This is a genomic window from Nocardia sp. NPDC051900 (assembly GCF_044452545.1).
GTDB classification, from domain to species: Bacteria; Actinomycetota; Actinomycetes; order Mycobacteriales; family Mycobacteriaceae; genus Nocardia; species Nocardia sichangensis.
In genome coordinates this window covers 187,128-199,873 of the sequence record NZ_JBITBU010000003.1, presented here as the reverse complement: position 1 = coordinate 199,873, position 12,746 = coordinate 187,128, and the positions used below count along the sequence as shown (strand labels likewise).

Annotated in this window: 13 protein-coding genes; 7 read left to right on the top strand and 6 right to left on the bottom strand. The window is 67.8% G+C overall.

Going from position 1 to position 12,746, the window contains the following annotated elements:
* Nucleotides 1–188: 188 nt before the first annotated feature.
* Nucleotides 189–1,499, top strand: coding sequence for a nocobactin biosynthesis salicylate synthase NbtS (gene nbtS / locus ACIA5H_RS05630; RefSeq protein WP_397074158.1), 1,311 nt, complete (start codon nt 189–191; stop codon nt 1,497–1,499).
* Nucleotides 1,500–1,540: 41 nt separating this feature from the next.
* Here the strand turns inward: nbtS and ACIA5H_RS05625 are convergent, their stop codons facing one another.
* Complete coding sequence (locus ACIA5H_RS05625) at nt 1,541–3,157, bottom strand: (2,3-dihydroxybenzoyl)adenylate synthase (RefSeq protein ID WP_397074156.1); 1,617 nt, start codon at nt 3,155–3,157, stop codon at nt 1,541–1,543.
* Nucleotides 3,158–3,356: 199 nt separating this feature from the next.
* Here ACIA5H_RS05625 and ACIA5H_RS05620 point away from each other — a divergent pair, with 199 nt between their 5' ends.
* From ACIA5H_RS05620 to ACIA5H_RS05610, 3 genes are all read left to right on the top strand, one after another.
* A complete protein-coding gene (locus tag ACIA5H_RS05620) occupies nt 3,357–4,235 on the top strand; it encodes an oxidoreductase (RefSeq protein ID WP_379250463.1) in 879 nt (292 codons plus the stop codon).
* Nucleotides 4,236–4,350: 115 nt separating this feature from the next.
* Entirely contained in the window at nt 4,351–4,821 is a 471-nt protein-coding gene (locus tag ACIA5H_RS05615; RefSeq protein WP_397074154.1) for a carboxymuconolactone decarboxylase family protein, read from the top strand.
* A 303-nt stretch (nt 4,822–5,124) separates the two neighbouring features.
* A complete protein-coding gene (locus tag ACIA5H_RS05610; protein WP_379250465.1) occupies nt 5,125–6,216 on the top strand; it encodes a 3-deoxy-7-phosphoheptulonate synthase in 1,092 nt (363 codons plus the stop codon).
* A 127-nt stretch (nt 6,217–6,343) separates the two neighbouring features.
* On the opposite strand, the gene ACIA5H_RS05605 is transcribed toward ACIA5H_RS05610, so the two are convergent.
* A complete protein-coding gene (locus ACIA5H_RS05605) occupies nt 6,344–6,955 on the bottom strand; it encodes a GNAT family N-acetyltransferase (RefSeq protein ID WP_397074151.1) in 612 nt (203 codons plus the stop codon).
* A gap of 101 nt (nt 6,956–7,056) precedes the next feature.
* On the opposite strand from ACIA5H_RS05605, the gene ACIA5H_RS05600 reads away from it, so the two are divergent.
* From ACIA5H_RS05600 to ACIA5H_RS05590, 3 genes are read left to right on the top strand one after another with little or no spacing between them, the layout of a single operon-like run.
* Nucleotides 7,057–7,968 carry a sigma-70 family RNA polymerase sigma factor gene (locus ACIA5H_RS05600; RefSeq protein WP_397074149.1) on the top strand — a complete coding sequence of 304 codons (912 nt, stop codon included), beginning with the start codon at nt 7,057–7,059 and terminating at the stop codon, nt 7,966–7,968.
* Nucleotides 7,969–8,007: 39 nt separating this feature from the next.
* Nucleotides 8,008–9,174, top strand: a complete 1,167-nt coding sequence (locus tag ACIA5H_RS05595; protein WP_397074147.1) for a pyridoxal phosphate-dependent aminotransferase — start codon at nt 8,008–8,010, stop codon at nt 9,172–9,174.
* Nucleotides 9,175–9,223: 49 nt separating this feature from the next.
* A complete protein-coding gene (locus tag ACIA5H_RS05590; protein ID WP_397074145.1) occupies nt 9,224–9,784 on the top strand; it encodes a dihydrofolate reductase family protein in 561 nt (186 codons plus the stop codon).
* A 16-nt stretch (nt 9,785–9,800) separates the two neighbouring features.
* Here the strand turns inward: ACIA5H_RS05590 and ACIA5H_RS05585 are convergent, their stop codons facing one another.
* The 4 genes from ACIA5H_RS05585 to ACIA5H_RS05570 all read right to left on the bottom strand — a co-directional run bounded on the left by ACIA5H_RS05585 (nt 9,801) and on the right by ACIA5H_RS05570 (nt 12,579).
* Nucleotides 9,801–10,445 (bottom strand): LysE family translocator, encoded by a 645-nt coding sequence (locus tag ACIA5H_RS05585; protein ID WP_397074143.1) that lies wholly within the window; start codon nt 10,443–10,445, stop codon nt 9,801–9,803.
* Nucleotides 10,446–10,531: 86 nt separating this feature from the next.
* On the bottom strand, nt 10,532–11,068 hold the full coding sequence (locus ACIA5H_RS05580; protein ID WP_379250477.1) for a hypothetical protein: 537 nt from the start codon (nt 11,066–11,068) through the stop codon (nt 10,532–10,534).
* Between the two features lie 3 nt (nt 11,069–11,071).
* The gene (locus tag ACIA5H_RS05575) at nt 11,072–12,283 is read right to left on the bottom strand and encodes a DUF6973 domain-containing protein (RefSeq protein ID WP_397074141.1); all 1,212 of its coding nucleotides are present in this window, start codon (nt 12,281–12,283) and stop codon (nt 11,072–11,074) included.
* A complete protein-coding gene (locus ACIA5H_RS05570; RefSeq protein ID WP_397074138.1) occupies nt 12,280–12,579 on the bottom strand; it encodes a hypothetical protein in 300 nt (99 codons plus the stop codon). Before ACIA5H_RS05570 ends, ACIA5H_RS05575 begins: the two co-directional genes overlap by 4 nt.
* Between the last annotated feature and the right edge of the window lie 167 nt (nt 12,580–12,746).

The window sequence follows — 12,746 nt, the reverse complement described above, 5'->3', positions numbered from 1 at the left end:
GAGTTCGTGCGCGGGCGCCGGCGACGCGAACGGCGCAAGCCCGGACGAAAGAACTCGGCAGGCGCGAACCATCCAGCTCGCAGCGATTTCTCGGGTCCGCGTTGTGGCCGCGAGCACACCGGCGCAGTGAAGGAGGTAATGCTAACCTTACCGCCACAAGTTAGGCCAGGGTTACCTTTGGAGGATCGTTGTCGACCACGGAACGCCTGCGGGTTGAGTATGTAACCGATCCGGCGGCAGCGATGTCCCGGCTGGCGGGGGCGGATCGGTTCGGCGAGTACGTGGTGTACGAGCGTCCGGGGGAATGGGTGTTCGCCGCCGATCCGTTCGGCAGCGTCGAACTGGATGTGCGAGAGCTGCGCGTCACCTGGCAAGGGGAGACTTCGACCAGCCGGTGGGAAGGCAATCCTGCGGCGGTGATCGACCGCGCGCTCGGCGCGCTGCCCCTCGACGGGCGGAATGCCTACGGCTGGATCGGATTCGAGTTCTGCGCTTGGGCGCTCGACGCCACGGAGCACCTCGATCCGCGCACCACATTGGCGCACCTGATGGTTCCTCGCATCGAGGTCAGGGTGGGCGAATTCGGCGTCCGGGTATCGGGTGCGACGCCGTCGGAGATCGCGGACATTCACGAGCTGATCGCGCGGTCGCAGAACACCGAACTGCCGCAGGCGCATCCGGCCGACATCCGAATCGACCCCACCGGCTACCGGGACCGGGTGGCCGAGGCGGTCGGCGAGATCCGGGCCGGGCGTTATCAGAAGGTCATCCTGTCCAGGAAAGTCGATCTGCCGTTCGCCGTGGATGTTCCGGCGACCTATCGGCTCGGGCGCGCGCACAACACTCCGGCACGGTCGTTCCTGCTGCGGCTCGGCGGCCTGGAAGCGGCGGGCTTCAGTCCGGAACTGGTCGCGTCGGTGGACGACGATCGGGTGGTGACCACCGAGCCGCTGGCGGGCACCCGCGCGTTCGGCCGCGGCGCCGCGGCCGATCTCGCCGCCAGGGCCGAACTGGTCACCGATCCGAAAGAGATCGTGGAACACGCCATTTCGGTGCAAACCTCGTTCGCGGAGATCACGGCGGTCGCCGATCCCGGCACCCCCGCGGTGTCGGACTTCATGGCCGTGCGTGAGCGTGGCAGCGTGCAGCATCTGGCGTCCACAGTGCGCGGGCGGCTGGCCGCGCACCGGTCCAGCTGGGACGCGCTCGAGGTGCTGTTCCCGTCGGTGACCGCCTCGGGAATCCCCAAGCGGGAGGGCGTCGACTCGGTGTTCCGGCTCGATCACGACCCGCGCGGGCTGTACTCCGGCGCGGTGGTGACCGTTGCGCCGACCGGTGCGCTGGAGGCGACCCTGGTGCTGCGCGCGGTGTACCAGAACGCGGAGGGAGCCTGGTTGCGCGCGGGCGCGGGCATCGTCGGTCAGTCCCTGCCGGAGCGTGAGTTCGAGGAGACCTGCGAGAAGCTCGGCAGCATCGCGCCTTACGTCGTCAAGGCGTAAGGCGGTACGGGCAGCGCGCCGGTGGTGCGCTGCCCGTCGATCTAGGACTCGGCGCGCAGCGCCTTCTTGTCGATCTTGCCGACCGCGGTGATCGGCAGTTTGTCGCTGCGGCGCAGCACGTCCGGCAGTTTGTAGGTGGCCAGCCCGCGCGCGGTGAGGAAGGACTTGATCTCGGCCAGCGTGGGCATCTCACCATCGACGACCAAGACGGCGCAGACCTTTTCGCCCAGCACCGCGTCGGGCAGCCCGACGGCGGCGGCATGCCGGACCGCGGGATGGGCGAGCAGATGTTCCTCGAGTTCGTCGCAGGACACGTTCTCGCCGCCGCGATTGATCACGTCCTTGATCCGGCCGGACACCACCAGATGCCCGCTGGGCAGGCGGCGGACCAGATCTCCGCTGCGATAGAAGCCGTCCGGTGTGAACGCGCGTGCGTTGTGCTCGGCCGCTCGGTAGTAGCCGCGGATCGTGTACGGCCCCCTGGTCAGCAGCTCGCCCTCCGCGCCGGGCGCCACATCGTTGCCGTCGCCGTCCACCACGCGGATCTCGTCGGCGGGCGAGAGCGGACGACCCTGGGTGGCGTGCAGCAGTTCGGCCGGATCGTCCAGCCGGGTGTAGTTGATCAGGCCCTCGGCCATGCCGAACACCTGTTGCAGGGTCGCGCCGAGCGCCGGGGTCACTTCTTTGGCGTTGACCTCGGCCAGTCGTGCGCCGCCCACTTGGAGCAGGCGCAGCGAACCAAGGTCGGCCTCTTCCCATTCGGTGGCCGCGCACCAGAGTTGGGCCAGCGGCGGCACGACGGCGGTCACCGTGACCCGGTGCCGCTCGATCGCGGCGAACGCGCTTTCCGGACTGGGATCGCCGACGAAGGCGACCGCGCCGCCCACCCCGACGGTGCCGAAGATGCCGGGGCAGGCCAGCGGAAAGTTGTGCGCGGCGGGCAGTGTCGCGAGATAGACGTCCTGCTCGGTCAACGCGCACACCTCGGCGCTCGCGGTGGCGTTGTAGACGTAGTCGTCGTGCGTGCGTGCGATGAGCTTCGGCAGGCCGGTGGTTCCGCCGGAGACCAGCATCAGGGCGATATCGCCCGGATCGATCTCGGGCAGTTCGCCGCCGTCGCGCGGTACCGAGGCGAGGTCGGTGAACGGCCCCGGCTCGCCGAGCACCAGGACGTGGCGCAGTGACGGCACCGCGTCCCGCACGGTCGAGGCCAGTTCGCGATAGTCGAAATCGCCTGCCCGGTCGGCGACGATGTAGCCGACCGCGTCGGAAAGCCGCGCCAGATGCTCGATTTCGGCTCGGCGATGCGCGGGCAGGCTCAAGACGGGGATGATTCCGGCGCGCAGCAGGCCGAACAACACGGTCAGGAACTCGGGCACATTGGGTAGCTGGACGACCACGCGGTCGCCGGGAGCGATGCCGAGCGCGAGCAGCCCGTGGGCCATCCGGTCCGCGGCGGCGTCGATGTCGGCGTAACTGTGCGAGACCTCCGCGTCGAGGAGCGCGGGGCGCTGGGGATGCCGGTGTGCGCTCGCGCGCAGCAGATCGCCGAGCGGGCGCCCGGCCCAGAAGCCCGCGGCTCGGTATTGCGCGGCCGCGTCGGCGGGGAAAGGTACGTAGCCGTCGCGATGCGCGGACCCGGTCGGTGTGGAAGTCACGTCTGCCTCACAAATCAAGCAAAGGTTCCCTTATATAGGTTAGGCAACCCTACTTCACGCCCGGGTTTGTGCCGTCACGATCATCGATTCCAGCCAGGGGTGGCACCGTCGCCGCGACGCTTCCGGCGTCGGGTGAATGCGGTCGCCCGGGCGTGTTCGAACCTGCCGCCGGGTGCCGCCGCGCACTAGACTTTCCGGCATGACCAGGTGGGACACCTCGAACATCCCCAGCCAGAGCGGCCGGAAGTTCATCGTGACAGGGGCCAACAGTGGCCTGGGGGCCGAGACGGCGCGCGCGCTGGCCGCGGCGGGCGGCGAGGTGGTGCTCGCCTGCCGGAACGTGGCCAAAGGCGAGCGGGTGGCCGCCGGACTCGGCGACCGGGCGCAGGTTCGCGAACTCGATCTGGCTGATCTCGATTCGGTCCGCGCGTTCGCCCAGAGCGTCGACGGGGTCGATGTGCTCATCAACAACGCGGGCGTGATGGCTGTGCCCGAAGGCCGCACCGCCGACGGATTCGAGAAACAGGTCGGCACAAACCATCTCGGTCACTTCGCGCTCACCGGCCTGCTGCTGGACAAGATCTCCGACCGGATCGTCACCGTCTCCAGCGGTGCGCACCAGGTCGGCAAGATCGACTTGGACGATCTCAACTGGGAGCGGCGCAAGTATCAGCGGTGGGCCGCCTACGGGCAGGCCAAGCTGGCCAACCTGATGTTCGCTCGCGAGCTGCAGCGCAGGTTGACGGCGGCGGGCTCCGCGAAACTCTCGGTCGCCGCGCATCCCGGCTATGCCTCCACCGAATTGCAGTCGCACACCGAGTCTTTCCTCGACCGGGTGATGTGGGTCGGCAACCGGTTGCTCGCGCAGAGCGCCGCGATGGGCGCGCTGCCGACGCTGTTCGCCGCGACCACCGACGTCCAGCCGGGCGGCTACTACGGACCCACCGGCCTGGGTGGCATGCGCGGGTACCCGGGGCCGTCCGGGTCGTCGAAAGCGTCCAGGGACGAGAAGGTCGCCGCCGACTTGTGGGAGTTGTCCGAGAAACTGACCGGGGTCACCTACGACTTCACGAAATGACCGCAGCCCTTCCCGCGGACGCGGTGTGACCTACGTCTCTTACGCCCTTGTCACACTCCGTCTTCCCGCGTCGTCCTCCTTGTGAACCCACAGGGAACGACAAAGGACGGACATCATGGAACAGCGCTTCGAACTCTTCGCCAACCCGGTCGGCGCCAGCTTCATCAAGCGGCTCACCATGGCCTCCAAGGTGATCGACGATTCCACCCTGGACGCCGCGACCTACGAGTTGGTGAAGATTCGCGCCAGCCAGATCAACGGCTGCGGTTACTGCACCGACATGCACACCAAGGACGCCGCGCACGCGGGCGAAACCTCCGTGCGGCTCAACCTGATCGCCGCCTGGCGCGAGGCCACCGTCTTCACCGAGGCCGAGCGCGCCGCGCTGGCGCTGACCGAGGAGGCCACCCGGATCGGCGACGGACGCGTGGTCAGCGACGCGGTGTGGCAGGAGGTGCGCAAGCACTACGACGACGACCAGATCGCCGCCCTCATCGCCGCCATCGCGATGATCAACGCCTGGAACCGGATGAACGTCATCGCCCGCACCCCGGCCGGTGATTACGTGCCCGGGCAGTGGGGATGAGCCGGATAGTCCGGCATCGCCCGCGCCGTTCGAGGCCCCTTGTCCCGTGGGCCGCGAACGGCGCTTGTAGGTCCGCCTCCCCGTCGAAACACACCGTGGCAGATAACACAGTTCACCGATCGGATGCGGGCTGGTACTGTCCCTGACGTGCAGCGCGTGTATTTCTGGTTTAGCAAGCCGGCCCTGGGTGGGCTGGTCTGCGGCAACCGCGTGCGCTGACGAACTTCCACCCCGAGCCGGACGATGGACCGGCTCGACGGGATTCTCATCCGTGGGTCGGCCCCGAGAAAAGGAACCCACGACATGACAACCGCAGCCGACGTCGACGCACGGCATTCGGATCTGGACGATCAACGCACCCTCAATGTGAGCCCGCTGCGCTCGCCCGCGGAGGTGCGTCGGGTGCACCCGATCACCGATGCCCTCGCCGACACCGTCCGTGCGGGACGCAAAGCCACCGTCGACGTGCTGAACAGCGTGGATGATCGCTTGATGGTGATCGTCGGCCCGTGCTCCGTGCACGACCCCGCTGCCGCACTGGATTACGCGCGCCGTCTGGCGGCCAAGGCCGCGGAGCTGGACGATCGGCTGCACGTGGTGATGCGGGTCTACTTCGAGAAGCCGCGCACCAGCTTGGGCTGGAAGGGCCTGATCAACGACCCGCACTTGGACGGATCGTTCGACGTGAACACCGGTTTGGGCTTCGGCCGCAAGCTGCTGGTCGACATCACCGCTCTCGGTCTTCCGGTGGCTTGTGAGTTCCTGGACCCGATCACGCCGCAGTACATCGCGGATCTGGTGTCCTACGGCGCGATCGGCGCGCGCACCGCGGCCAGCCAGGTGCACCGCCAGCTCAGCAGCGCGCTGTCGATGCCGGTCGGCATCAAGAACGGCACCGACGGCGACGTCCAGGTGGCGGTGGACGGCGTGCGCGCCGCGGCGGCCAGCCATGTGTTCCCCGGTACCGACCTCGACGGACGCTCCGCGCTCATCCGCACCACCGGCAATCCGGACTGCCACGTGATCCTGCGCGGCGGCAGCACCGGGCCGAACTACGACGCGGCTTCGGTCGCCGAGGCGTGCCTGCGGCTGGAGAAGGCGTCGCTACCGCAGCGGATCGTGGTGGACGCCAGCCACGGCAACAGCAACAAGGACCACAACAAGCAGGCCGACGTGGTCACCGACATCGCACGGCGGCTGGCGGCGGGCGAGTCGAGCGTGGTGGGCGTGATGCTGGAGAGCTTCCTGATCGCAGGACGCCAGGACCTCACTCTCGGCCACGCCGATGAGCTCACCTACGGCCAGTCGATCACCGACGCCTGCTTGGACTGGGAGACCACCGCCGTGCAGCTGGACCGCCTCGCGGACGCGGTCCGGCAGCGCCGCGAGCGCTGACCAGCGCGTTTTCGGCGCGGCTCGTGCCCGAGTGGACGAAGCGCGAGTTTCGTCCGCTCGCGCACGAGCCGGGAAGCCGACGGCGCGCAAGTCAGCTGGGCCGGCCCGAACGCCGGGCCCGCTTCGGCTACGGCACCCCCGGCCCTTGCGTGCTCGGCTTCCGGGCGGCGATGAACTCGGCGGGCCAGTCGTCCGACGGTCCGGGCGGATCGGTGCGCAGCCGGGCGGCGAGCCAGTGATCCCGGCGTCGTCCGCGTTGGATGCTGCCGAGCCTCGACATGCCTTCGTACCGGAACCCGGCGCGCCGGACCACCGCCGCCGAGGCGTAGTTGCCCACGAACGCGCGCCAGGAGATCCGCTCCAGCGCCAGTCCGTCGGCGTGGAACCCGAATTCGCACACCAGCTCGACCGCCTGTGTCATCAGGCCGCGCGACCGTTGCGCCGGAGCGAGCCAGAAACCGATCTCGGCCGCGCTCTCGTCCTGTTCGCCCAAGCCGATCATGCCGACGACCGGTGCGCCCGCATGTGGCCGGATCGCCCAGGTCGGGCTGCGCGCCGCCCACCCTGGAACGACCATCTCCTCGAGGAAGGTCACGGCGCTGTCCCGGACGTACGGCACCGGGATGGTCACCCACTCCGCGATGGCCGGGTCCTGGCAGCACTCGGTGATGGCGTCGACATCGTCCGCCGTCGGAGCCGACAGCCAGATCGTTCCGTTCGACAGCACGCGGTGTTCCATCGCGCCATGCTGTCACGGAAGCGGCCGGTGGATCATCCGGTTTGTCCGGCGCAGTCCGCCGATGCCGGGATGATGCGAATCGGACCGTAGACTTCCCGTCGATGGTTGCCGCGCTGCTTTCCGACCTGTTCGAGTCACATCGAGCGCATCTGCTCTCGGTCGCCTATCGACTGACGGGCAGCGTCGGCGATGCCGAGGACGCGGTGCAGGAGAGCTGGTTGCGCTTGGCGGGCGCGCACCAGTCCGAGATCGATGATCTGCGAGCTTGGCTGACCACTGTGGTGAGCCGGATCTGCCTGGATCGTCTGCGGAGCGCCGCGGCGCGGCGGGAGAGTTATGTGGGCCAGTGGCTGCCGGAACCCGTGGTCACCGCTCGCACACCGTCGAGCGCTCCCGACCCGTTGGAAGCCGTGGTGCGCAAGCAGGAGTGCCGTTTCGCCGCGCTGATCGTGCTGGACACCCTGACGCCGCCGCAGCGGGTGGCCTTCGTGCTGCACGACGGGTTGTCGGTGCCGTTCGACGAGATCGCCGACATCCTCGGCATCTCCGCCGACGCGGCGCGGCAGCTGGCGGTGCGTGCCCGCAAGGCGGTGGCGCAGACGCCGCAACCGGCGCCCGACGCCGAGCACGAGGCCGCCGTGCAGCGTTTCCTCGTCGCGCTGAGCACGGGTGACGTGGCCGCCGTCGCCGCGGCGCTGCATCCGGACGCGATGATGATCGGCGATGCCAACGGCACCACCGCCACCGCGATCAACGTCCTGCACGGCGCGGATCGCATCGCCCGTTTCTATCTGGGCCTGGTGCGCAAGTACGGGCTCGAGGACGCCTCGCAGGTGTACGCGTTCGTCTCGGTGAACGGGCAATTGGGTATCAGCGTCGCGGCGCGTCCGGAGACCGAGGGCCGGGGCGGTTATCCCGCGCGAGTCGTCGGCTTCACGGTTCGGGACGGATTGGTCTGGGGCACCTACGACGTGGCGAATCCGGCCAAGCTGGGTGGCGTCCGGCTGGGTTGAGCCCGGTTGTGAGGTGGACCGCTGGACTAGTCTCCGGATATGCCCTCGCGACATCCGACCGTTGCCCGTCTGCGCCCTTTCGCGTCCACCATCTTCGCCGAGATGACCGAACTCGCCGTTCGGCACGACGCGGTCAACCTGGGCCAGGGGTTCCCGGACACCGACGGGCCCGCGAGCATGCTGGAAGTGGCGCGCCGCGCCATCGCCGACGGACTCAACCAGTACCCGCCGGGACGCGGTATGCCGGTGCTGCGCCGAGCCGTCGCCGACGACCGGGCCCGGCGCTACGGAACCTCCTACGATCCCGATTCGCAAGTGCTGGTGACCGTGGGTGCGACCGAGGCGATCAGCGCGGCGGTGCTCGGCTTGGTCGAGCCGGGCGAGGAGGTAGTGCTGATCGAGCCGTACTACGACTCGTACGCCGCGGCCGTGGCACTGGCAGGCGCCCGACGGCGCACGGCGCGTCTCGTGGCCGACGGAGATCGGTTCGTCCTGGACTTGGACAGTCTGCGCGCGGCCATCACCCCGGCCACCCGGATGCTCATCGTCAACTCGCCCCATAATCCGACCGGCACGGTCCTCGGACGCGCGGACCTGCTCGCCATCGCCGAGATCGCCTGCGAGCATGACATTCTGGTGCTCACCGACGAGGTCTACGAGCACCTGGTCTACGACGGCGCCGAGCACATCAGCCTGGCCACCTTGCCTGGCATGGCCGAGCGGACGGTCGTGGTTTCCAGCGCGGCGAAGACCTTCAGCGTCACCGGATGGAAGACCGGGTGGGCGTGCGGGCCCGCCGACCTGATCGATGGGGTGCTCGCCGCCAAACAGTTCCTCACCTTCGTGGCGGGCGGGCCGTTCCAACCCGCCGTCGCGCACGCGATCAACCACGAGTTGGAATGGGTCGGCAAGCTGCGGGACTCCTTGTCGGAGAAACGGCTCCGCCTCTCCGGGGCGCTCGCCGATACCGGTCTGCGCGTATACCCGAGCGCGGGCGGTTACTTCGTCGTCGCCGATATCACGCCGCTCGGCGCCGCCGACGGCCTGACCTTCTGCCGTGAGTTGCCCAAGCGGCTCGGCGTGGCGGCGGTGCCGGTCAGCGCGTTCGCCGACGACACGGCCGCCTGGAGTCATCTGGTGCGGTTCACCTTCTGCAAGCGCGACGAAACGCTCGACGAAGGGGTCCGCCGGTTGCGTCACGGTTGATCCCGAACCATGACGTGAACTGTCATGTTTCGCTGGCAACGTGCACGGCATGGCAACTCAGTACTACACGGCAACCAGTCTCGACGGATATCTCGCCGACACGGAGAACTCGCTCACCTGGCTTTTCGAGGTGGACGGAGCGGACGAGGCGCAGGCGGGCATGGCGGGCTTCCTCGCGCAGGTAGGCGCCATGTGCATGGGTGCGACCACCTACGAATGGGTCGTGGCGAACGAACCACCGGAGAACTGGAGTAAGTACTACGGTGACCTCCCGTGCTGGGTTTTCACCCACCGGGATCTTCCCGCGATACCGGACGCGAATCTGCGGTTCGTCGCAGGGTCGGTCGAGTCGGTGCACCGCGAGATGGCCGCGGCGGCCGGCGCCCGCAATATCTGGATCGTCGGAGGCGGGGACCTGGCCGGGCAATTCGCCGACGCCGGCCTGCTCGACGACGTCATGGTGAGCGTCGCTCCGGTGACGCTGGGCGCGGGCGCCCCGCTGCTGCCGCGACGCATCCTTTCCAGCCGGATGCGGCTCACCGCGGTGCAGCAGGCCGGTCAGTTCGTGGAACTGCGCTACCGGTTGGCGAATCCGGCCGATCAGCGCTGAGTCGAGGCCGTTCGGCTCAGGCCGCGATGGGGCGGGCGCGGTCGGTGGCGAGCAAGGCGGCGATGGCGCCGAGCATCGTGCCGGTGAGGTATCGCTGGGTGCGCAGCCACAGGGGGCGGGCGGCGAGGAACGTCGCCAGACCGCCCGCCCCGAGGACGATCAAGCCGTTCACGGTGAGCGCCACCGCGATCTGCACCGTGCCAAGGCACAGGCTCTGCAACCACACTTTCCCGTGCTCCGGCGTGACGAACTGCGGGATCAGCGCCATGTACATGATCGCGATCTTCGGATTCAGCAGGTTGGTGACCAGCCCCATCGTGAACAACCGCCGGATGGGGTCCGCGGACAGCGCCGCGGGCGCGAAGACCGAGACGCCGCCCGGTCGCAGCGCCTGCCAGGCCAGCCAACCCAAGTACACGGCTCCGGCCAGCTTCACCGCCAGGTACAGGCCGGGGACCACCGCGAACACCGCCGTGATCCCCACCGTCGCGGCCGCCAGATACACCCCGAACCCCGCCGCTACCCCCGCCAACGACACCAACCCGGCCCGTCGCCCCTGCGACACCGTCCGCGACACCAGATACATCATGTTCGGCCCCGGCGTGAGCACCATCCCCAACGCCGCCACCGCGACCCCGGCCACCGCCGCCATCTCGATCATGCCCCGATCCTCGCCCGCCCCACCGCTCCTTGTCGCGGTCCACTCGACACATGCTGGACGTGAGGCGACGCGTACCGTGCTTCCGATCAGCCCTGCGTCAATTCCAGATACGGCTTCTGCAGCTGGGCCGGCGGCTGAACCGACTGGAAGCGGGACTCCGGTCCGAGTACGTCACCGCTACCCACGCCCCGGAAGAGCTCGGAGCCCTGTGCGGCGCGAATTACTTGTGTGGGAGTGGAGCCCGTGATGAAGACGTAGAAATTATCGATGGGCCGGTCGAACCCGGAGTCCGGGAGGTTGGACCAGCAGTATCCGGGAAGATTCGCTGCCGAGTTCAGCTTCTCCGCTGGAAGCCCGGAAGACGCTATGACGACGCGATCCCAATGATCATCCCACCCTGCGGCTTCGGTCAGCGTCCGCAGCGAATAGGTTCCCGGCTGCGCAGCCCGCTCTCTGATGGAGCGCCGCAATTCGGTCGCGGAACCCAGCGGTTCGGCGCGCGACTCCAGATCGAAGTTGGCCGAGCACTGCGAAGCGGTCGCACCGCGGTCCTCCGACGTGGAGCATGCGGCACCGGCCAGCAGGCACAGAATTACAGCCGTGATCCGGAGCAGATTAACCATGGATCACCGACCTGCCGGAAGCGGGATGTCAGCACGCGCCGGGTGCCCGTTCTTGCCCACTTCGACCTGGTTGCTCCATGCGACCTGGCCGCTGGGGTCGAGCACGATCGCGCCACCCTCCTTGATTCGCTGATATACCAATCGCTGTAGTTCCTCGGGTGAGGCATTCGGATTGTCGATGGCGATCTGCCGGCCGATCGCGTTGTTGTGTAGATCCATCGCTTCTCGCGTGGGAGGGTTCGCGCCGAGTCCTTCATGCGCGGCACCATAGTTTTCGGTCCACTCCGCGCCGTAGCGCTGTGTCATGAGCGCATTCCAGTACATGTGCCGGAATGCGTCGCCGTGGCCGTCGTTGAGCGCGTTCTGGTCCGGGTTGGTGTAGGTCTTCTCGGCAGCGTCCTCAGCCTGCGCTTTTATCTCGAAGAAATCCGTGATTTCACCTATTCCAGTGGTTCCCGGCCGGGCGACTCGTGACGAGAGCAGCGCTATCTCTTCAGGCGTCATCAGGATGGGTTGGAAGTCCGGGCGGACGGCACGGATGCGATCGAGGACCAAACCGGAGGGCCACAGCGTGGCGGGAGCACTCGACGGTGCGGTCTGGAATTTGGTAAGGACCTCGACCAGGCTCGGGTCCTCGGGCATAGCGGTGACTCCGCGCCGGGTCTCCGGTGAGAGATCCTCTAGTAGTCGCTTGATTTTCTCCGCGCCCTCCAGGTCGGTTTGCTGGATCGCAGTCAGCGCTGCACGGATCTGTGTGGTCAGGAAGAATTCGAGCCCCTCCTTCTCCACGAGGCCCGATGCCCCGAATTTCATCAGGACCTCGGTATTGGACATCCTGGAGTCCACGCCACCGTCGTCTCTGACGAAGAAATCGAACTTGGCGGACTCGGCTTCGGCCTTCTTGTCTTTGATCACGTCGATGTGGCCGACGATCGCATCGATCTGAAGGTAGACCTGCTGCTGGATATCGATGAGAACCTGCTTCGTTCGCCGGGCATGGTCTCGGTCCTGAGCCGCTCTGTCGCGGGCGGAATCAGCGACCGATCCCTTGAAGTAGGTGTACGACATGTCGATCCGGGATGCCGCCTGGTGCGTCTGCTCCTCGATCCGCAGCGCGGCGTCTTTGAACGCGTTGGCAACGGTGACCGTGGCACGTGGATCCCAGGACAGCACTGTCGATACCGTAAGCGGCGTCGTGTAGCTTCCGCCGCTCATCGCTGGCCCGCCTCCCGGAGCGCGGTGGCCCAGGCCTGATCCCGACTGACGAACTCCACCACCGCAGCGTCCGTGACGTCCGCGAATCCGATCAATCGCTGCGCGTGGTAGCTCACCACTCGGTCGAGCGCCGTCGCGATCTGATCCACGGCGTCTGCTATCTGGGAGTCGCGCATGGTTTCGACAGCGACGACATCCCTCGCCAGGGGCAGCGACTGCCGTATCGCGTCGGCGTGGCCACGTACTGCCCCCGCCATCTCTCGCGTCTGGACCGGATCAAGTTCGAGCTCGCTCACCGTGCCCCCCTCGAGGTCGTATTCCGGACAAGCGTACCGGCCGCAGGAGGGCATCGCGGCAGCGCCGGGAGACCTGGTGTCGTCTGTTCATGTAGGCACCGACAAATCGGACGATCGGATCGAAAAGTGTTGTCTTACCGCAAGCTCGGGATTGTGCCGGTGTGGCG

Coding starts and splice junctions, on each gene's coding strand:
- ACIA5H_RS05595 (WP_397074147.1), top strand. CDS start 8,008: ATGCCCTCGCGACATCCGACCGTTGCCCGTCTGCGCCCTTTCGCGTCC.
- ACIA5H_RS05620 (WP_379250463.1), top strand. CDS start 3,357: ATGACCAGGTGGGACACCTCGAACATCCCCAGCCAGAGCGGCCGGAAG.
- ACIA5H_RS05610 (WP_379250465.1), top strand. CDS start 5,125: ATGACAACCGCAGCCGACGTCGACGCACGGCATTCGGATCTGGACGAT.
- ACIA5H_RS05575 (WP_397074141.1), bottom strand. CDS start 12,283: ATGAGCGGCGGAAGCTACACGACGCCGCTTACGGTATCGACAGTGCTG.
- ACIA5H_RS05585 (WP_397074143.1), bottom strand. CDS start 10,445: ATGATCGAGATGGCGGCGGTGGCCGGGGTCGCGGTGGCGGCGTTGGGG.
- ACIA5H_RS05605 (WP_397074151.1), bottom strand. CDS start 6,955: ATGGAACACCGCGTGCTGTCGAACGGAACGATCTGGCTGTCGGCTCCG.
- ACIA5H_RS05600 (WP_397074149.1), top strand. CDS start 7,057: ATGGTTGCCGCGCTGCTTTCCGACCTGTTCGAGTCACATCGAGCGCAT.
- ACIA5H_RS05590 (WP_397074145.1), top strand. CDS start 9,224: ATGGCAACTCAGTACTACACGGCAACCAGTCTCGACGGATATCTCGCC.
- ACIA5H_RS05580 (WP_379250477.1), bottom strand. CDS start 11,068: ATGGTTAATCTGCTCCGGATCACGGCTGTAATTCTGTGCCTGCTGGCC.
- ACIA5H_RS05615 (WP_397074154.1), top strand. CDS start 4,351: ATGGAACAGCGCTTCGAACTCTTCGCCAACCCGGTCGGCGCCAGCTTC.